The organism is Enterobacter sp. 2VL, from assembly GCF_005503595.1.
GTDB lineage: Bacteria > Pseudomonadota > Gammaproteobacteria > Enterobacterales > Enterobacteriaceae > Enterobacter > Enterobacter cancerogenus.
On record NZ_SCNE01000001.1, the window covers coordinates 827,419 to 845,500 of the forward strand.

The window sequence follows — 18,082 nt, forward strand, 5'->3', positions numbered from 1 at the left end:
GCTGCCTGCAATCAATCTGCGTTTACTTCGTTACAAATCTGCGACATAAAACCGAAATAACGATGCTAAAATAGTTACCCTGAGAATAATTTCATCCTGAGCCTTTCATTTCCCATGGAAAAACACGCTTCCGATGGCCTGCCGTTGCCCCAGCGGTATGGTGCTATCGCCACCATTATTATTGGTATTTCGATGGCCGTCCTCGACGGCGCGATTGCCAACGTCGCATTGCCCACAATCGCCAGCGACCTCAACGCCTCCCCCGCCAGCTCCATCTGGATTGTGAATGCGTATCAAATCGCGATTGTGATCTCCTTACTTTCGCTCTCTTTTCTGGGGGATATGTTTGGTTACCGGCGGGTCTATCAGTGCGGCCTGGTGGTCTTCACGCTGACCTCGCTTTTTTGCGCCCTCTCGGACTCACTGCATGCCCTGACGCTGGCCCGTATTGCTCAGGGCTTCGGCGGCGCGGCCCTGATGAGCGTGAATACGGCATTGATACGGCTTATCTATCCCCAGCGCCAGCTAGGCCGGGGGATGGGCATCAACTCGTTTATTGTGGCGGTTTCCTCTGCGGCAGGCCCCACGATTGCTGCCGCGATCCTGTCTGTTGCCTCATGGCAGTGGCTGTTTGCGATAAATGTGCCGCTCGGGATTGTGGCTATTTTCTTCGCCCTGCGTTATCTCCCGGCTAATGGCCCCAAAAGCAGCAAGCCGCGCTTCGACTTACCGAGCGCGGTGATGAATGCGCTAACCTTCGGCCTGCTCATCACGGCCCTGAGTGGCTTCGCGCAAGGGCAATCTCTGACGCTTATCACGGCAGAAGTCGCCGCCATGCTGATCGTGGGTTTCTTCTTTGTCCGTCGCCAGCTGGCGCTGCCGGTGCCGTTGCTGCCGGTTGACCTGCTGCGTATTCCGCTGTTTTCGCTTTCTATTTGCACCTCAATCTGTTCGTTTTGCGCCCAGATGCTGGCGCTGGTCGCGTTGCCATTCTTTTTGCAGAGCATCGTGGGTCGTTCCGAGGTAGAGACAGGGCTGCTGCTGACGCCATGGCCGCTGGCAACCATGGTGATGGCCCCGCTGGCAGGCTATTTAATTGAACGGGTCCATGCCGGGCTGCTGGGTGCGTTAGGGCTGGTAGTGATGGCGAGCGGCCTGTTTGCGCTGGCGCTGCTCCCCTCCGCGCCTTCCGACATGGATATCATCTGGAGAATGGTCCTGTGCGGAGCCGGCTTTGGCCTGTTCCAGTCGCCCAATAACCATACCATTATGACCGCTGCCCCACGCGATCGCAGCGGCGGAGCCAGCGGCATGCTGGGAACGGCACGTCTGTTAGGGCAAAGTACCGGCGCCGCGCTGGTTGCGCTGATGTTCAACCTTGCCGGACAGAACGGCACCCACGTTGCGCTGCTCACGGCCGGAACACTGGCGACGATTGCGGCCATTGTCAGCGGATTGCGGATCACGCAACCCCGCGCGCAGGCATAAAAAAACCGGGCGGAGGTTTACCCCGCCCGGTTTATCTTTAAACGCTCTGCGTTACTTCAGGTATTCCCCGCTGCGCAGTGCTTCGATACGCTTATCCAGCGGCGGGTGAGACATAAACAGCTCGCTCAGCGATTTTGATTTACCGTTAATGCAGAAGGCCATCATGCTGTTCGCTTCCTGCGGCTCATAGCTGGTTTTCAGACGCTGCAGGGCGGCAATCATCTTCTCGCGCCCCACCAGTTTTGCCGAGCCGGCATCCGCGTGGAATTCACGGTGACGGGAGAACCACATGGTAATGATGCTCGCCAGAATACCGAATACCAGTTCCAGTACCATCGACACCGCAAAATAGATCAGCGGGTTACCGTTGCTCTCTTCACCTTCGTCACGGTTGCCGCCCATAAATCCTGCCGCAATTTGCGCCAGAATACGGGAAATGAAGATCACGAAGGTGTTCACCACCCCCTGAATCAGCGTCATCGTCACCATGTCGCCGTTAGCGATGTGGCTGATCTCATGGGCGATAACCGCTTCGGCTTCATCGCGGCTCATGTTCTGCAACAGACCGGTACTGACGGCAACCAGGGAAGCGTCACGACGCGCGCCCGTTGCAAACGCGTTGATATCAGGCGCGTGGTAGATAGCCACCTGCGGCATGGCGATGCCCGCCTGCTTTGACTGTTGGGCCACCGTGTTCATCAACCAGCGTTCCATGTCATTACGCGGTTGTTCGATGACCTCGCCACCCACGGATTTGAGCGCCATCCACTTCGACATCAGCAGAGATATAAAGGAGCCACCAAAACCAAACAGCAGCGCCATGATCAACAAGCCTTGAACGCTGCTCGACTGAATTCCTGTCAGGCTTAGCACAAGCCCGAATACCACCATCACCGCCAGGTTGGTGAGCAGGAAGAGCGCGATTCGCATCATAATTTTCTTTTAACCTCAGTTTAACAAAGCGCACTATGCGATTACCCACATCGTATGGGTATTGTGGCTATTTTCAAGGATTCGGGGGGCGTAAGTCACCAGAAAGACACAACTTTACACAATTGAAGGTCAGTTTGACGGGAGGTTGCAGAACTAAAAAAAACAGGCACAATTTCTTGTGCCTGTTGGGTATTTATTTCGCCGGTGTCGGCTGCAGTGCTGGCTTGCCTTTTTCCAGATTCGCCAAGTCGAGCGCGATATGCACCGTCTCGTCCAGATACGGATCCGGCTCCTGGTAATCTTTCGGCAGATCGTCCAGTTTCTTAAGCAGCGGTTTGCCTTCTCGCTTGAAGCGATCGTTAACCCGCGCCAGACGCGTCGCGTCATCCTCGTTGTTCTCTTTCTCACGCTGAGCGTAGTTCAGAGAGACAATATTCCGTTTTTCTTTCAGGGCATTGAAGCGCGCAATGTCCTTCATGATGTACTGGAATTCCGGATCTTTGGCGATGCGTTCCTGATGGTCCTTAAGCAAGGCCGGGCCAAACTGCGTCATGTCGCCAGACTTGACGAAGGTGGCAGCGTTGATGCTATCCCACGGCAGCGCGTTATCCTCAAACTTCTCACCCGTTTCCGTCTCTTCCGTACCTGTTGGCATCAGAATATCCGGCGTAACGCCTTTACGCTGCGTACTGCCGCCATTCACACGGTAGAACTTCTGGATGGTGTATTGAACCGACCCCAGTGCAGGCCATTCCGGGCGCAGCATTTGGTCGTAAATACGGTTGAGAGAACGGTACTGCTGTACGGTGCCTTTCCCGAAGGTCGGTTCACCCACAATCAGCGCACGGCCATAATCCTGCATCGCAGCGGCAAAGATTTCGGATGCAGAGGCACTGAAGCGATCCACTAAGACCACCAGCGGGCCTTTATAGTACACCACTCCATCGGTATCGGCGTCTTCACGCACTTTACCGTTGTTATCGCGCACCTGAACCACCGGACCAGACGGAATGAACAGGCCAGACAGTGAAACGGCTTCGGTCAGCGCCCCACCGCCATTGCTGCGCAGGTCGATGATGACGCTGCTGACATTCTGCTTCTCAAGCTTCTGCAGCTGCACTTTCACATCGTCGGTCAGCCCAACATAGAAGCCCGGGATATCAAGCACGCCCACCTTCTCTTTCCCGACGGTTTTCACCGACATTTTCACCGCGCGGTCTTCCAGACGGATGCGCTCGCGGGTCAGGGTAACGATACGGGTTTTGGTGCCTTTCCCGGCAGGCAGGATCTCAAGGCGCACTTTGCTGCCTTTCGGTCCCTTGATCAGCGCGACGACGTCATCAAGACGCCAGCCGATCACATCAACCATTTTTTGTCCGGTTTGACCCACGCCCACGATGCGATCGCCAACGCTAATGGCTTTGCTCTTCGCTGCAGGGCCGCCCGCCACCATGGAGTTGATCATGGTGTAATCATCGTCCATCTGCAGCACCGCGCCGATACCTTCCAGAGACAGGCTCATTTCGGTATTGAACTGCTCGGTATTACGCGGGGAGAGATAGTTGGTATGCGGATCGATTTCATGGGCAAACGCGGTCATCGCCAGTGAGAACACATCTTCACTGTTAGTCTGCGCGAGACGACGGATAGCAAATTTGTAGCGACGGTTTAACGTCTCACGAATCTCTTTCTCGTCTTTGCCCGTGAGCTTGAGGCTCAGTTCGTCGTATTTGACTTTACCGTCCCACAGCGCATTCAGCTCGGCTTCGTCTTTCGGCCATGGCGCTTTGCTGCGGTCCAGATTAAAGGTGTCGTTGTCGGTAAAATCCATCGGACGTTCCAGCACTTTTAACGCGTATTGATAGCGTTCAAAACGGCGCTGCTGCGACAGATTATACAGATCGTAAAACAGGTCCAGCTTGCCGGAACGCAGTTCATCACCCACTTCGGATTTACGTTTGGCAAACTTTTCGATGTCGCTGGCCAGCAGCACGTTATGGCTGTAATCCAGCAAGTTCAGATAGCGGTCGAAAATTTTGGCCGAAAAGGCCTGATCGAGATCGAACTGACGATAGTGCGACCGAGTGAAGCGCGACGTCACGCGCTCACTCACCGTCGCGTGCTGCGTCTCTTCCTTCAACACCGGAATTTGATCAGCACGCGTAATATCGTCCACTGCGAAAGCGTGGCCTGCTATAGCAAACAGGCCCGCTAACGCGGTGAGCTTAAAAAAAGTGTTCATGCCAGGCTTGGCCTCCGTTTCAGAACAACAAGTGTTCTGCGCGTACAATCATTGACATACCAGAAGTCAGCTGCACACGAACGCCATCTTTGGTGATTTCCAGAACGGTGGCATCCATTGCATTGTTACCCGCTTTCACTTTCAGTGCCTGACCCACGCTCAGCGCGTTGATGTCCGAAACCGGAGTGTGGCGCGGCTCTTCACGAGGCGCACGCGGGGCTTTAGCTGCTGGCTTATCAGTACGCGGTTTGCGATCGTTATTATCATTGCGACGCGGTGCCGGACGCGGTTTACGCTCACGACGAGGCGCTTCTTCCTGGCCGTTTGCCGCGGCGGCTTCGCGTTTTTTCGCTTGCTGCTCAGCACGCTGTGCCTGAACGCGAGCTTTCGCTTCTTCCAGCTGTTTACGCGCGTGTTCAACGTGCTGCTCGTCCAGCTCACCGCAAGGGTTGCCGTCGAGGTCGACACGGGTAGCGCCCGCTTTGATACCGTACAGGTAACGCCAGCTCGAAGTATAAAGACGTAAGGCAGAGCGAAGCTGGGTTTTGCTGAGATTCATCTCACCCTCAACGCGCGCGACTAAATCCTGAAAAATACCGACTTTCAGGGGGCGAGCTTCACCTTCAGCGCTGAAGCACTGTGGGAAACGCTCTGCCAGAAATGCGATAACTTCTTTACTGCTATTCAACTTAGGTTGATTTTCCATGAAATTTCCTGATTACAACGGACGTTGCCAACAAGCGCAGGCATGAACAGGCGTCATTATAATGACGCTATCAGTAAATGCTACGTTATCCGTTGATTATCCTGCGACGCTCGCAAAGAATTTTTGATAATCGGTTGTTGCCAACACGTTTTCCAGGTTCGCGACCAGCTCGCGCAGCCCCTGCTCGTCTTCAGCGCTAAAGCGGCCAAAGTCGGTACTGTCGATGTCCAGAACACCCATAATCTGCCCCTTCACCACCAGCGGAAGGACGATTTCAGAATTGCTGGCAGCATCGCAGGCAATGTGGCCATCAAAAGCATGGACATCTTCTACGCGCTGGACCTGGTTAGTCGCGACCGCCGTCCCGCATACGCCACGGCCAACCGGAATACGCACACAGGCGATTTTTCCCTGGAAAGGACCCAGCACCAGCGTGTTATCTTCAAGAAGATAAAAACCGGCCCAGTTCACGCCAGAGAGACGTTCAAACAGTAATGCACTAGTATTTGCCAGAGTGGCTAAGAAGCTGGTTTCACCTGCCATCAATGCCTGAAAATCGCGATTAAGATCCGCGTAGAATTCTGATTTGTTCATTATTCAATCACTTAGTTGTCTTACAAATTTACCGCATAGGCTATTAAAATAAGCATTAAATGCGCTCATGCTCAAGATGAATCAAATCATGAGTTAATATAACGTTCAACAATACTTATCCGTGCGCGACAGATGCCCATAAAAATACCCAGGATTACGCCGACAAGAAAGATCACCGTCCATACGGTAAGCGAAGCTTTGCCCCGTGCACATTATCAGCGTTGCCCCCAGTGCGATACGCTTTTTATGCTGCCGAAGATGAAATCGCATCAAAGTGCTTTTTGCCCTCGCTGCGATGCCAAAATCCGGGACGGGCGCGACTGGTCGTTAACCCGACTCGCGGCAATGGCGACGGCCATGCTGCTGCTGATGCCGTTTGCCTGGAGCGAGCCGCTGCTGAAATTGTACCTTCTCGGCGTGCGTATCGATGCAAACGTGGTGCAGGGTATCTGGCAGATGACCCGTCAGGGCGACCCGCTCACCGCAGCGATGGTGCTGTTTTGCACTATAGGCGCCCCGCTGGTGCTGGTGGCCGCCATTGCATATCTGTGGTTCGGCAACATTCTCGGCATGAATCTGCGGCCCGTGTTGCTCATGCTGGACAAGCTGAAAGAGTGGGTGATGCTGGATATTTATCTGGTGGGCATTGGCGTTGCTTCCATCAAGGTGCAGGATTATGCGTTTCTGCAGCCCGGCATTGGGCTTTTCGCCTTTATCTCGCTGGTACTGCTGAGCATTCTGACCCTGATTCACCTGAACGTTGAGCAGTTGTGGGAACGATTTTATCCCCAGCGCCCCGCAACACGGGCTGATGAAAATCTTCGCGTCTGTCTGGGCTGCCATTACACCGGCCTGCCGGATGCGCGCGGTCGTTGTCCGCGCTGCCACATCCCGTTGAGGCTGCGGCGCAACAACAGCCTGCAAAAATGCTGGGCGGCGCTGATTGCCTCGATCGTGTTTTTGATCCCGGCAAATATGCTGCCTATCTCCGTGATTTATGTGAACGGCGCCCGTCAGGAAGATACTATCCTTTCCGGTATTATCTCTCTTGGCCACAGCAACGTCGGGGTGGCGGCGATAGTCTTTATCGCCAGTATTCTGGTGCCGTTTACCAAGGTGATGGTGATGTTTACGCTACTCATCAGCATTCACTTCAAATGTGAACAAGGATTACGTACGCGCATCTTGCTTTTGCGTTTCGTTACCTGGATTGGCCGCTGGTCGATGTTGGATCTGTTTGTGATTTCGTTGATGATGTCGCTCATTAATCGCGATCAGCTCCTTGCTTTTACTATGGGACCCGCAGCTTTTTATTTCGGCTCTGCGGTGATATTGACTATTCTTGCAGTGGAATGGCTGGACAGCCGCTTACTTTGGGACGCACATGAGTCAGGAAACGCCCGCTTCGCAGACTGAAGCGAGAATTAAAACAAAACGCCGTATTTCGCCCTTCTGGCTGCTGCCCGTCATCGCGTTGATGATTGCAGGCTGGCTCATCTGGACGAGCTATGAAGATCGCGGCAATACCATCACCATTGATTTCCAGTCCGCCGACGGCATTGTGGCCGGGCGCACCCCGGTGCGCTTCCAGGGGGTGGAAGTCGGAACCGTTCAGGATATCAAGCTCGGTAAGGGGCTGAATAAAATTCAGGTCAGCGCCAGCATCAAGTCTGATATGAAGGATGCCCTGCGCAGCGAAACCCAGTTCTGGCTTGTCACGCCGAAAGCGTCGCTGGCCGGCGTGTCCGGGCTGGATGCGCTCGTTGGCGGGAACTACATCGGCATGATGCCGGGCAAAGGGGAACCGCAGGATCACTTCGTCGCGCTGGACACGCAGCCGAAATACCGTCTCAACAACGGCGATTTGATGATCCACCTGCAATCTCCGGATTTGGGTTCGCTGAATAGCGGCTCGCTGGTCTATTTCCGCAAAATCCCCGTGGGCCGCGTTTACGATTATGCGATTAACCCCAACAAACAGGGCGTCACCATTGATGTGCTGATTGAGCGGCGCTTTACCAATCTGGTTAAAAAAGGCAGCCGCTTCTGGAACGTCTCAGGCGTGGATGCAGATCTGAGCCTGAGCGGCGCGAAGGTCAAACTCGAGAGTCTGGCGGCGCTGGTCAATGGCGCGATCGCCTTTGACTCGCCGGAAAACTCCAGCCCCGCCGCCGCCGATGACACCTTTGGCCTGTATGCGGACCTCGCCCATAGCCAACGCGGGGTGATCGTTAAGCTCGCCCTGCCGGACGCCAAAGGGCTGAAAGCCGGTTCCACCCCGCTGATGTATCAGGGGCTGGAGGTGGGCCAGCTCACCAAAATGACGCTCAATCCGGGTGGCTCTGTCACCGGCGAGATGACCGTCGACCCAAGCGTGGTCGATCTCCTGCGGGAGAAAACCCGTATCGAAATGCGCAGCCCCAAACTGTCCCTGAACGATGCCAGCCTCAGCAGCCTGCTGACGGGCAATACCTTTGAGCTGATCCCGGGTGAAGGCCAGCCGAGCAATAACTTTGTTGTCGCTCCTGCAGATAAAGCCCTTCTGCAAAAACCGGGCGTGGTGACGGTGACGCTGACCGCCCCGGAAAGCTACGGGATCGAAGCGGGCCAGCCGTTGATTTTACACGGCGTGCAGGTCGGCCAGGTGCTGGAGCGCAAGCTCACCGAAAAAGGCGTCTCGTTCTCTGCCGCCATCGATCCGAAGTACAGCGACCTGGTGCGCGGTGACAGCAAGTTTGTCGTCAATAGCCGTGTGGACGTGAAGGTCGGCCTCGACGGCATTGAGTTCCTTGGCGCCAGCGCCAGCGAATGGGTTAACGGCGGGGTCCGGATCCTGCCGGGTAACAAAGGGCCGCTGCGCGACAGTTACCCTCTGTATGCCAACCTGGATAAAGCCATTGAAAACAGCCTGAGCGATCTGCCGACTACCACGCTGACCTTAACGGCGGAAACCCTGCCAGACGTGCAGGCCGGCTCAGTGGTGCTTTACCGTAAGTTTGAAGTGGGCGAGGTCATTACTGTACGTCCCCGTGCCGAAGCCTTTGATATTGAGCTGCACATCAAGCCCGAGTACCGCAAACTGCTGACGCCAAACAGCGTGTTCTGGGCCGAAGGCGGGGCTAAGGTGCAGCTTAACGGCAGCGGGCTGACCGTGCAGGCCTCCCCTCTTTCGCGTGCGCTGCGCGGGGCAATCAGTTTCGACAATCTGACGGGTGCCGGGGGCAATTTACGTAAAGGTGACAAACGTATTCTCTTCCCGTCCGAAACGGCTGCGCGCGCCGTGGGGGGCCAGATTACGCTTCACGCCTTTGATGCGGGCAAGCTTGCCGAAGGCATGCCGATCCGCTATCTCGGCATCGATATCGGGCAGATCCAGAAGCTGACGCTGATTACTGCGCGAAATGAAGTACAGGCAACCGCCGTACTCTATCCGGAATACGTGCAGACCTTCGCCCGAACCGGCACGCGTTTCTCCGTGGTGACACCGCAAATCTCGGCGGCGGGCGTTGAACATCTTGACACCATTTTGCAGCCGTACATCAACGTCGAACCGGGGCGTGGCAACGCGCGTCGCGATTTTGAGCTGCAGGAAGCCACCATCACGGACTCCCGCTACCTTGACGGGCTGAGTATCGTGGTTGAGGTGCCGGAGGCCGGATCGCTGAACATCGGTACCCCGGTCCTGTTCCGCGGCATGGAGGTAGGCACCGTGACCGGCCTGACGCTCGGCTCGCTTGCCGATCGCGTGATGGTGACGCTGCGCATCAGCGAACGTTATCAGCATCTGGTGCGCAACAACTCGGTGTTCTGGCTGGCCTCAGGCTATTCGCTGGACTTCGGGCTGACGGGCGGCGTGGTGAAAACCGGCACCTTCAACCAGTTCATACGTGGCGGTATTGCCTTTGCGACTCCGCCAGGCACGCCACTGGCACCGAAAGCGCAGCCGGGCAAACACTTCCTGCTGCTGGAGAGTGAACCGAAAGAGTGGCGCGAGTGGGGAACCGCTCTGCCGCGTTAATCCTGCAGGCTCCGGTGTCAACGCGCCGGAGCCTTTATGTTACACTGCGCGCCTGAATGTTTCCCTGTGGTGTGCCCGTGGCTCAAAACTCCGTATTTCTTCCTGAACAATTCCTGGCGCAGATGCGCGAGGCGCTTCCTGCTCATCTCTCCTTTGACGATTTTATCGCTGCCTGCCAGCGTCCGCTGCGCCGCAGCATTCGCGTCAATACCCTGAAAATCAGCGTTGAGGCCTTTCTTGAACTGGTTTCGCCCTACCGCTGGCAGTTGACGCCGGTTCCGTGGTGCGAAGAGGGTTTCTGGATCGAGCGCGATGATGAAGAGGCCCTGCCGCTGGGCAGCACTGCCGAGCATCTGAGCGGTCTGTTTTATATTCAGGAAGCCAGCTCCATGCTGCCGGTCGCCGCGCTCTTTGCCGACGGTAATTCGCCCGCGCGCGTGATGGACGTCGCCGCTGCGCCGGGTTCCAAAACCACCCAGATAGCGGCGCGGATGGGCAATCAGGGGGCCATTCTTGCCAATGAATTCTCCGCCAGCCGCGTTAAAGTTCTGCATGCCAATATCAGCCGCTGCGGGATCCATAACGTCGCGCTGACGCACTTCGACGGCCGCGTATTTGGCGCTGCCCTGCCTGAAACCTTTGATGCGATCCTGCTCGATGCCCCCTGCTCCGGCGAAGGCGTCGTGCGTAAAGACCCCGATGCCTTAAAAAACTGGTCAGTGGAGAGCAATCTGGACATTGCCGCCACGCAGCGGGAGCTGATCGACAGCGCCTTCCACGCTCTGCGCCCCGGCGGAACGCTGGTGTACTCCACCTGTACGCTTAACCGCGACGAAAATGAAGACGTCTGCCTGTGGCTGAAAGCTCAGTATCCCGATGCAGTGGAGTTTCTCCCGCTCGACGATCTGTTTAACGCGGCAAAAGAGTCCGCAACGCCGGAAGGCTTCCTCCACGTCTTCCCACAGATTTACGACTGTGAAGGCTTCTTCGTCGCACGGTTGCGCAAAACTCAAGCCGTTCCCCCGTTGCCCGCGCCGTCGTTCAAGGTGGGGAAATTTCCGTTCGCCCCGCTTAAGGGCCGTGAAACCGCACAGCTTAAGGAAGCGGCAAGCCAGGTTGGCCTGGTCTGGGACGAGAGCCTGCACCTGTGGTCGCGCGACAAAGAGATTTGGCTTTTCCCGGCCAACATTGAGCCGCTGATTGGCAAAGTGCGTTTCTCCCGCCTCGGTATTCGCCTGGCGGAAGTTCACAACAAAGGCTATCGCTGGCAGCACGAAGCGGTGATTGCTCTTGCCGGAGACGAGAATACCTTTGCCCTGACGCATCAGGAAGCTGAAGAGTGGTACCGCGGGCGTGACGTTTACCCGGAAAACACTCCGGCGCGCGATGAGGTCATCGTGACTTATCAGGGCTATCCGCTGGGGCTGGCAAAAAAAGTCGGCTCGCGGCTGAAGAACAGCTATCCGCGTGAGCTGGTGCGCGACGGGCGTTTGTTTACCGGTAACGATCGCACCGACTAAAAAAAGCGCATTTTTTTACTGGCGATTTTGCTCTCCTTGGCTACGCTAAAAACTGGGTGACTGTACTGGTCATACCAGATTTTTAACCCAAACCCGGAGAGCACTATGACGAAAACCAGCGTGCGTATTGGCGCTTTCGAAATCGACGACGCAGAGTTGCGCGGCGAAGCACAAGGCGATCGAACGTTAAGTATCCCCTGCAAATCCGACCCGGATCTGTGTATGCAACTCGACGCCTGGGACGCCGACACCAGCGTGCCGGCCATTCTTGATGGCGAACATTCCGTCCTTTACCGCGAGCACTACGACAGTAAAACCGATGCCTGGGTCCTGCGTCTTGCCTGACCTAAAGAGAACCCGCCCGAAGGCGGGTTATTTATTACTGCAACTGCACCAGCGTTAAGTAACCGTCGAAGACCGCTCCCGTGTCGATGTAATGCAGATTGTGAAAATCATAGCGTCGATCAACAGGCGTATGCCCGAACCAAAAATGGTCCGCGCCGCTAATGCCCTGCCCTTTGCCTGCCATAAACCCCATCAGCCGGTCCCGATCCCACACTATGCGTTGCGCGCTGACGGGTTGGTTCCAGACATATTCTTTTGCCGGATAATCTGCATGAGCGACAACGTTCAGGCCATTCGCGCAGGGTATCTCAATAATATACGGCAGCGTTCGACACGCTTCTAATAACGTGATGGCCAGATTTTGCGAGGCTTTATCGAGCCGCGAAAACCACATTCCCCCGTTCAGCGTCCAGAGTGAAAAATCATTATTTTCCAGACTGTCGAGGGCCATTTGCTCATGATTACCCCGCACCGCGCAGAACCATTTTTCATTCAGCAGCTGGAGGCATTTCAGGCTGTCCGGACCGCGATCGATAATATCGCCCACGGAGATGAGTAAATCTTCATAAGGATTAAAATGGCGGCGCTTGAGTTCGCCCATAAGTGTCTGATAGCAGCCATGAATGTCACCCGCTACCCAGACGTGACGCCACTCCTCACCGTTTCTTCGCTGATACATAATGCCCCCTCCAAGAAAGTATAGCCGCCTCAGAAAATAGCATCAGATAAGCCTGAGATTGACAAATCCCAACAAACCGTAAACCAAACGGAAATAAAGATCCGCGCGCTATTAATCCCTTTATATCCCCCCTCTAGAATAGGAAGCGAATAAAACGAGAGGTCATCACGTGTCAAACATCCACCTGCAAAACGATGTGCTTTATCCACATCGTACTCATATCATCTCCGAACTGGTGAAAGGAAAACTCGTCCCCGGCCCCATCTGGCAAAAACGCGAATATCGGCTCAAGTTCTTTTTGCGCTCGCTCCTTTTCTGGTCATCCACCCATCGCATGCTGGAAGCATTATCCAGCCGGGATGATTTTGACAGACTTCTCGCTTCCCAGATTACGTTACCCAGCAAAACGCATCGCCAGTATCTGATGCGCGGCCTTAACGCCAGCGATCGCGCCGACGCGGTGATAAGCCACTATCACTGGATCGATGGGCTGAGCGATCCCACGCTTGCCCATGCGCTGAGTAGCCCGAAAGAGCAGACCATCGCGCAGTTTCAGGCGAAAAACGCTGCCGTTTATACCCTTAACGCTTCGTCTGCCCTGAGCGCCGAGCGTGAGGGTGAAAGCACGCTGTGGTTGCGCGACAACGACAACACGCTGCTCGCCAGCCTGACCTTCAGCGTGGCCCGCAGTAAGGGCCAACCGGTGATAGTCATTGGCGGCCTGCAGGGACCTCGTCGCCACGTTTCCCGCGACGTGATCAAGCAAGCCACCCGCGCCTGCCACGGCCTGTTCCCGAAACGCGTGCTGATGGAAGCCCTGCTGACGCTGGCTAAGCAGACACGCATTACCGCCATTTTTGCCGTCAGCGATGAGGGGCACGTGTTCCGGGCGTTGCGTTACCGGCTGAGTAAAGGGCGACATTTCCACGCCAGCTACGACGAATTCTGGGAAAGCCTGGATGCTAAAAAGGTGTCACCTTTCTGCTGGCAGCTACCGCTGGCGATCAAGCGCAAATCGCTGGACGACATTGCAAGTAAAAAACGGGCCGAATACCGCCGCCGCTTCGAGCTGCTGGATCAGATCGACGCCGCGGTAAACGCGCGCTGGCAACCAGCATGAGGATGATCGGTTCAGTATTGAGTTGTAAAAACTCAATGAATACTACCGAGGCGGCCTGTTTGTAGGGCATGACTGACATTCCGCAAAGGCAAAAAAAGCCCCGGCGGATGCCAGGGCATGAGTAATATTATGGTTTACAGGCCGCTTTCAGCTGCAGCTTTCGCCCGGGCGATCGCTCCGGCACTGAATATAGGGTGTTCGAAGTTATTAGTGACATCTCGGACCCTGTATATCTTCCATGCGCCATCTTCACGTCGAAGGAATACTTCCAGATGAATGCTCTTTCCGTTTCCTGCCCCCTCTATTACCTGGACAACTTCACCGTTTAAAAATGGCCTGGCGTTTTCCACTCGTAAGGCGGGTAGCCAATCGCGTGAATAATCCTGCGCGTAGGTGAAATAGTCAGACTCTATTAATTCCTGTTCAGGGATATCCTGAACAGTATCAATGCGAGCAAGGGTATCAGCTGAAACGTATTTGCGTAGCTGCTCAACGGGGTAAGGCCTGGCTTCGTCGCTCCCAAATTCATACAAATAAGACCTATAAAATGAAGCGGTAAGGTCTTTCGCCTGCTTATCTTGATTGGCAGTCGAACTACATCCCGCCATCAACATGACGACTGATAAAAATATTATTTTCATCAATTCATCCTGTAAATCTTGAAGGCGGGCTGCATTTTGCGGTAGCCGGGGCCGGGATACATGCTTTTTTGAACGAAGTCAGAAATCCACTTTGTGCCGTCATACATCGTCATGTGGCCTATGCCGTTTCCTCCAGGATACGGCTGGATCACAGCCACATCCCCTGAAATTGTGGAGGAGCCGGGCGGAACCTCACTAAATCCCGCCCGTAATAATTGTGCCCCGTAGTCCTTTGCATAATCTGTGTTCGCGACCTTAACGCCACCAGCCTGGATTGCCAGACGGGTAAACTTAGCGCATTCGCTATGAGAGCGCCCTAGTGCGTGCGATCGGAGATACGATACAGCAGCCTCTTTATTCCAGCCCATTCTTAGTTCCCTTAAGTAATTTATAGCGGAATTATCACATTAACCATAATTAACGAAGGGGATTAAAAATGCTGATTTTACCTCTGATTTCAACAATTTCTAAAATACGGCGATCTGACAGGGGTACTGGTGCAGTGCACCCTCGCGAATACCCCTGCCGGACTCACCTGACATTTGCAGAAATAAGAGACTCAACTGGATTAAAATTCGGACCTAACCCACCTCCGTTCCATGAGATCAGAAGTCTGGCGAGCAGGCTGTATGAAAAAGAGCGTGGAGAGGATTTTGCGCAGCGATTGCTGGGCCACAAAAATTTAACAATGACGAAAAAATACCTGGACTCACGCGGTGCAGAGTATGTTATGGTTTAGACAGAATATGGAATGTTCGAGTAATTTTCGGGGGAATTCGTGTTGAGACCGAAAAAACCCTTAAAATACAAATAGATAAAAAGAGACCGAATACGATTCCTGTATTCGGTCCAGGGAAATGGCTCTTGGGAGAGAGCCGTGCGCTAAAAGTTGGCATTAATGCAGGCTCAATCGCCTTGCACTTTAAGAATAGATGACGACGCCAGGTTTTCCAGTCCACAGCAAAAGTGGCCTGAAAAAAAGCGTCAGAGCATCATTAAATACAAGAAAACCGCAGTGCTGCATCAGCGTCTGCGGTTTTTTTTATTGGAAACCCGAGGTCTAGCAGAGCGTTTCAGCGCGTGCGATAAACGGCGCAAGGCTCATCTTTTGCCCAGGATTTGCCGGGTCATCAATTTGAATCACGCTGATGGGCTGGCCGTTGCTCTTCCCGCTGGCAACCTGCTGCTTAGCAGTATCGTTCAACGGGTACTGTACCAGCGTGCTGGGGTTAATTGCATACAGAGCGTGGCCAGGACGGCAGGTCAGCATCACCTCTTCGCGATTAAATGCCCACTTATCCTTACCCACCTCAAAACGGCTGACGGTAATAACCTGCGGTGCCGCCAGCGCACTCCCGGTGCAGGCCAGCAGTAAAAGAGAAAGCACTGTTTTTTTCATAAGTCTTAACCTTGTCAGTAAGGTTCCCAGGTGGCAAACAGGCTGACCGTAGCCAGCACCAGCGCACCCAGAACAACCTCTGCCTGTGTCATCCTGATAAAAATTTGTTGTTCTCGCCCGGCATCCGAACGAAAGCGTGGCACCAGAAAATACCGATTCGCCAGCGCAATTACCACCATCATCGCCACCAGCGCACATTTGAACAATAAAAGCTGTCCGTACGCCGAATGCCATGGCAGATCCCATCCCAGAATAAAGAGCGCGTTGACTATCCCCGTCAGCACGACACCCGCCACGGCATAATGTCCCACCCGGGAAAAGCGCATCATGGTGTAGATCGCAGCAACCCGCCAGCGCCCTTTCGCCAGTTGCATACAAAACAGCAGCGGGAGCAGCCCCCCAACCCAGGTGGCAGCGCATAACAAATGTACGGCATGGTTAAGCCGGTGCAATGCGCCTGCAAGCCCCTCGTTCATGGTTGCATGCCCGACGCCTGCCAGCAGCACGCATTGGCCCATGGCGAGCAGTAACAGCCTTGAGCCTTTCTGCGGCACAAGCCAGGCAACACCCACGGTGACAACGGCAAGGATCATCTGCCACAGCCAGACGCCGCCAAACTGCGTGGTGAGTACGCTGTGCCAGATATCCGGGTTGACCACATCGGGCCAGCCGTTGGCCATCAGTCCCCCTTGAACCGCAAACATTAAAAGCGCAGCCGTCAGGCTGATGACGGCGGCACGCTGCTGCTGAGACTGAAAGCGTCTCGACATCAGACGATGCAGGGAGGAAGGGGCAAACCAGACGCTGTAAAGCGCGTTGCCAAAAATCAGCATCAGCGCGCCAAAATGGATAAAGCGCAGCGCAACGTAGAGCGACGCCAGCATACTATTTCACGCTAAAGTGATAGCTGCCTTTCGTTTTGTGGCCATCTACCGACACCACATGCCAGTCGACCTGATAGGTACCCGCCGTCAGCGGTTGCTCAAGCGGAACAATAAGCTGCGCCTTGTTTTTCTCATCGCGCTTCACCGCGCCCGTTTTAACCGCGTTCTGCTGGTCATCGGTTACGACCACGCCGCTGAACTGCGGTTCGATACCCTCAGAAAAACTCAGCGTAAGGAGCTGCGGTGCCGAAACCTGGGCGTTCGCTGCCGGGGTCTGTTGCTGAAGATGAGCATGAGCCAGCGCGGACGGTGCCACAACGTACGCGACCAGGAAAGCCAACGCCTGTACTGCACGTGAAGAGGAAACGTTCATCTTATCATTCCTTTTTGTTATGCCTGTATGGCAAAGGATAACGCTGTATAATATCCGAGTCGAGGAACATCCTGCGCTGACTTGTCATCATCGTGTAATCGCGGTAACGTTGCCGCCGCATAACAAAGGAGAAGGAAATGAAGACTAATCTGGCTGCCCTTCCTCAGGAGGAGATGGACAAAGTAAACGTCGACCTCGCCGCCGCTGGCGTCGCGTTCAAAGAGCGCTATAACATGCCCATCGTGGCAGAGGTGGTTGAGCGTGAACAGCCTGCACACCTGCGCGACTGGTTCCGTGAGCGCTTAATTGCGCACCGTCTCGCCTCCGTAAACCTTTCCCGTCTGCCGTACGAGCCTAAAGTTAAATAACATTAAAGACTCGTTACACTTCCTTACGCGCATTGTGGCAGGATAAGAAAAACCTTATAGAAATAGGTGTATTCTTAGATCACAGCGACTCAGTGTATAAGGAAATCACGATGTCACGCTGGAATATTGCTGCGGCACAGTATGCCCGACAGCACGGCAGTGTTGACGATCATGTTGAACATCACCTCCGCTTCGTCGATAGAGCGGTTCGTTTGCAATGCGATCTGCTGGTGTTCCCGGAGCTCTCGCTCACTGGCCCCGGCACGGCGACGCTTCCCCCGCCGCCGGACGATACCCAACTCGCCCCTCTCCTCCTTGCCGCCCAGACCTACGGCATCACCATTGTTGCCGGGCTTCCGCTCGAAAAGCATGGGCAGCGCCACAAGGGCCTTGCCCTTTTCGCGCCCTACCGCGAGTCGATCCTGCGCTACCCTCAGGGCAGCGGTGCGAGCCTGACGCCGGGCGAAAAGCGGTTAACCATTATCGAAACCCCGGCAGATGCCCTCGATCTCGATCCTCAGGCGACGCTCTTTACCAGCAGTCAGGACGTGGGGGATAACCGCTGGCGTCAGTCCATCGGCACGTTACAGCGTTTTGCCCATAAATATGCCATTGCGGTCTTAATGGCTAACGCGCGCAGCGGCAGCGCACTGTGGGATGAGAGAGGGCAGCTCATCGTTCGCGCCGATAAAGGGGAACTGCTGTTAACCGGCTCACTGGACAGACGGGGTTGGCAAGGGGATATCATTCCATTACGCTAAGCGTTTTTGGT

Annotated in this window: 18 protein-coding genes and 1 pseudogene; 9 read left to right on the top strand and 10 right to left on the bottom strand. The window is 55.0% G+C overall.

The genetic code is table 11. From position 1 onward, the window contains the following. Window positions 1-114: 114 nt before the first annotated feature. Window positions 115-1,488, top strand: a complete 1,374-nt coding sequence (locus FFS28_RS03855) for an MFS transporter (protein WP_137848817.1) — start codon at window positions 115-117, stop codon at window positions 1,486-1,488. Between the two features lie 51 nt (window positions 1,489-1,539). Here the strand turns inward: FFS28_RS03855 and htpX are convergent, their stop codons facing one another. The 4 genes from htpX to msrC form a co-directional block, all read right to left on the bottom strand. Further along, a complete protein-coding gene (htpX, locus tag FFS28_RS03860; protein WP_101737478.1) occupies window positions 1,540-2,421 on the bottom strand; it encodes a protease HtpX in 882 nt (293 codons plus the stop codon). Window positions 2,422-2,614: 193 nt separating this feature from the next. Further along, a complete protein-coding gene (prc, locus tag FFS28_RS03865; RefSeq protein ID WP_137848818.1) occupies window positions 2,615-4,663 on the bottom strand; it encodes a carboxy terminal-processing peptidase in 2,049 nt (682 codons plus the stop codon). A 19-nt stretch (window positions 4,664-4,682) separates the two neighbouring features. Next, window positions 4,683-5,369 carry an RNA chaperone ProQ gene (proQ, locus tag FFS28_RS03870; RefSeq protein WP_137848819.1) on the bottom strand — a complete coding sequence of 229 codons (687 nt, stop codon included), beginning with the start codon at window positions 5,367-5,369 and terminating at the stop codon, window positions 4,683-4,685. Window positions 5,370-5,465: 96 nt separating this feature from the next. After that, a complete protein-coding gene (gene msrC, locus FFS28_RS03875; protein ID WP_006176006.1) occupies window positions 5,466-5,963 on the bottom strand; it encodes a free L-methionine (R)-S-oxide reductase MsrC in 498 nt (165 codons plus the stop codon). Window positions 5,964-6,095: 132 nt separating this feature from the next. Between msrC and yebS the strand changes: the two genes are divergently transcribed. The 4 genes from yebS (at window position 6,096) to FFS28_RS03895 (ending at window position 11,846) form a co-directional block, all read left to right on the top strand. Beyond that, complete coding sequence (gene yebS, locus FFS28_RS03880) at window positions 6,096-7,379, top strand: membrane integrity lipid transport subunit YebS (protein ID WP_137848820.1); 1,284 nt, start codon at window positions 6,096-6,098, stop codon at window positions 7,377-7,379. Continuing rightward, window positions 7,348-9,981 (top strand): PqiB family protein, encoded by a 2,634-nt coding sequence (locus FFS28_RS03885; protein ID WP_137848821.1) that lies wholly within the window; start codon window positions 7,348-7,350, stop codon window positions 9,979-9,981. Before yebS ends, FFS28_RS03885 begins: the two co-directional genes overlap by 32 nt. A gap of 56 nt (window positions 9,982-10,037) precedes the next feature. Then, window positions 10,038-11,501, top strand: coding sequence for a 16S rRNA (cytosine(1407)-C(5))-methyltransferase RsmF (gene rsmF, locus FFS28_RS03890; protein WP_137848822.1), 1,464 nt, complete (start codon window positions 10,038-10,040; stop codon window positions 11,499-11,501). A 105-nt stretch (window positions 11,502-11,606) separates the two neighbouring features. After that, the gene (locus tag FFS28_RS03895) at window positions 11,607-11,846 is read left to right on the top strand and encodes a YebV family protein (protein ID WP_006176013.1); all 240 of its coding nucleotides are present in this window, start codon (window positions 11,607-11,609) and stop codon (window positions 11,844-11,846) included. A gap of 34 nt (window positions 11,847-11,880) precedes the next feature. On the opposite strand, the gene pphA is transcribed toward FFS28_RS03895, so the two are convergent. Next, window positions 11,881-12,525 carry a protein-serine/threonine phosphatase gene (pphA, locus tag FFS28_RS03900; protein ID WP_137848823.1) on the bottom strand — a complete coding sequence of 215 codons (645 nt, stop codon included), beginning with the start codon at window positions 12,523-12,525 and terminating at the stop codon, window positions 11,881-11,883. A 169-nt stretch (window positions 12,526-12,694) separates the two neighbouring features. Between pphA and FFS28_RS03905 the strand changes: the two genes are divergently transcribed. Continuing rightward, window positions 12,695-13,645, top strand: a complete 951-nt coding sequence (locus tag FFS28_RS03905) for a VirK/YbjX family protein (protein ID WP_137848824.1) — start codon at window positions 12,695-12,697, stop codon at window positions 13,643-13,645. Window positions 13,646-13,779: 134 nt separating this feature from the next. Here FFS28_RS03905 and FFS28_RS03910 read toward each other — a convergent pair whose 3' ends face one another. Together FFS28_RS03910 and FFS28_RS03915 are read right to left on the bottom strand one after the other, a co-directional pair. Then, complete coding sequence (locus tag FFS28_RS03910; RefSeq protein WP_137848825.1) at window positions 13,780-14,286, bottom strand: YqhG/Tai3 family protein; 507 nt, start codon at window positions 14,284-14,286, stop codon at window positions 13,780-13,782. Then, window positions 14,286-14,654 (bottom strand): hypothetical protein, encoded by a 369-nt coding sequence (locus FFS28_RS03915; RefSeq protein WP_137848826.1) that lies wholly within the window; start codon window positions 14,652-14,654, stop codon window positions 14,286-14,288. The genes FFS28_RS03910 and FFS28_RS03915 overlap by 1 nt, the downstream gene beginning before the upstream one ends. Before the next feature lie 98 nt (window positions 14,655-14,752). On the opposite strand from FFS28_RS03915, the pseudogene FFS28_RS03920 reads away from it, so the two are divergent. Next, window positions 14,753-15,025: pseudogene (locus FFS28_RS03920) on the top strand (tyrosine-type recombinase/integrase); the annotation flags it as partial. Between the two features lie 321 nt (window positions 15,026-15,346). On the opposite strand, the gene FFS28_RS03925 reads toward FFS28_RS03920, so the two are convergent. From FFS28_RS03925 to yobA, 3 genes are read right to left on the bottom strand one after another with little or no spacing between them, the layout of a single operon-like run. After that, window positions 15,347-15,685, bottom strand: a complete 339-nt coding sequence (locus FFS28_RS03925; protein WP_006176023.1) for a YebY family protein — start codon at window positions 15,683-15,685, stop codon at window positions 15,347-15,349. Between the two features lie 14 nt (window positions 15,686-15,699). Beyond that, on the bottom strand, window positions 15,700-16,569 hold the full coding sequence (gene copD / locus FFS28_RS03930; protein ID WP_137848827.1) for a copper homeostasis membrane protein CopD: 870 nt from the start codon (window positions 16,567-16,569) through the stop codon (window positions 15,700-15,702). A 1-nt stretch (window position 16,570) separates the two neighbouring features. Next, the gene (gene yobA / locus FFS28_RS03935; protein ID WP_137848828.1) at window positions 16,571-16,942 is read right to left on the bottom strand and encodes a CopC domain-containing protein YobA; all 372 of its coding nucleotides are present in this window, start codon (window positions 16,940-16,942) and stop codon (window positions 16,571-16,573) included. 137 nt (window positions 16,943-17,079) lie between these two features. On the opposite strand from yobA, the gene FFS28_RS03940 reads away from it, so the two are divergent. Further along, window positions 17,080-17,310, top strand: coding sequence for a DNA polymerase III subunit theta (locus tag FFS28_RS03940; RefSeq protein ID WP_006176029.1), 231 nt, complete (start codon window positions 17,080-17,082; stop codon window positions 17,308-17,310). 110 nt (window positions 17,311-17,420) lie between these two features. Further along, the gene (locus FFS28_RS03945) at window positions 17,421-18,071 is read left to right on the top strand and encodes a carbon-nitrogen hydrolase family protein (RefSeq protein ID WP_137848829.1); all 651 of its coding nucleotides are present in this window, start codon (window positions 17,421-17,423) and stop codon (window positions 18,069-18,071) included. The last annotated feature ends 11 nt before the right edge of the window (window positions 18,072-18,082 follow it).

What these genes read in the sequence shown, in the direction of transcription:
- FFS28_RS03855 (WP_137848817.1), top strand. Translation starts at nt 115, where the DNA reads ATGGAAAAACACGCTTCCGATGGCCTGCCGTTGCCCCAGCGGTATGGT.
- htpX (WP_101737478.1), bottom strand. Translation starts at nt 2,421, where the DNA reads ATGATGCGAATCGCGCTCTTCCTGCTCACCAACCTGGCGGTGATGGTG.
- prc (WP_137848818.1), bottom strand. Translation starts at nt 4,663, where the DNA reads ATGAACACTTTTTTTAAGCTCACCGCGTTAGCGGGCCTGTTTGCTATA.
- proQ (WP_137848819.1), bottom strand. Translation starts at nt 5,369, where the DNA reads ATGGAAAATCAACCTAAGTTGAATAGCAGTAAAGAAGTTATCGCATTT.
- msrC (WP_006176006.1), bottom strand. Translation starts at nt 5,963, where the DNA reads ATGAACAAATCAGAATTCTACGCGGATCTTAATCGCGATTTTCAGGCA.
- yebS (WP_137848820.1), top strand. Translation starts at nt 6,096, where the DNA reads ATGCCCATAAAAATACCCAGGATTACGCCGACAAGAAAGATCACCGTC.
- FFS28_RS03885 (WP_137848821.1), top strand. Translation starts at nt 7,348, where the DNA reads ATGAGTCAGGAAACGCCCGCTTCGCAGACTGAAGCGAGAATTAAAACA.
- rsmF (WP_137848822.1), top strand. Translation starts at nt 10,038, where the DNA reads ATGTTTCCCTGTGGTGTGCCCGTGGCTCAAAACTCCGTATTTCTTCCT.
- FFS28_RS03895 (WP_006176013.1), top strand. Translation starts at nt 11,607, where the DNA reads ATGACGAAAACCAGCGTGCGTATTGGCGCTTTCGAAATCGACGACGCA.
- pphA (WP_137848823.1), bottom strand. Translation starts at nt 12,525, where the DNA reads ATGTATCAGCGAAGAAACGGTGAGGAGTGGCGTCACGTCTGGGTAGCG.
- FFS28_RS03910 (WP_137848825.1), bottom strand. Translation starts at nt 14,286, where the DNA reads ATGAAAATAATATTTTTATCAGTCGTCATGTTGATGGCGGGATGTAGT.
- FFS28_RS03915 (WP_137848826.1), bottom strand. Translation starts at nt 14,654, where the DNA reads ATGGGCTGGAATAAAGAGGCTGCTGTATCGTATCTCCGATCGCACGCA.
- FFS28_RS03925 (WP_006176023.1), bottom strand. Translation starts at nt 15,685, where the DNA reads ATGAAAAAAACAGTGCTTTCTCTTTTACTGCTGGCCTGCACCGGGAGT.
- copD (WP_137848827.1), bottom strand. Translation starts at nt 16,569, where the DNA reads ATGCTGGCGTCGCTCTACGTTGCGCTGCGCTTTATCCATTTTGGCGCG.
- yobA (WP_137848828.1), bottom strand. Translation starts at nt 16,942, where the DNA reads ATGAACGTTTCCTCTTCACGTGCAGTACAGGCGTTGGCTTTCCTGGTC.
- FFS28_RS03940 (WP_006176029.1), top strand. Translation starts at nt 17,080, where the DNA reads ATGAAGACTAATCTGGCTGCCCTTCCTCAGGAGGAGATGGACAAAGTA.
- FFS28_RS03945 (WP_137848829.1), top strand. Translation starts at nt 17,421, where the DNA reads ATGTCACGCTGGAATATTGCTGCGGCACAGTATGCCCGACAGCACGGC.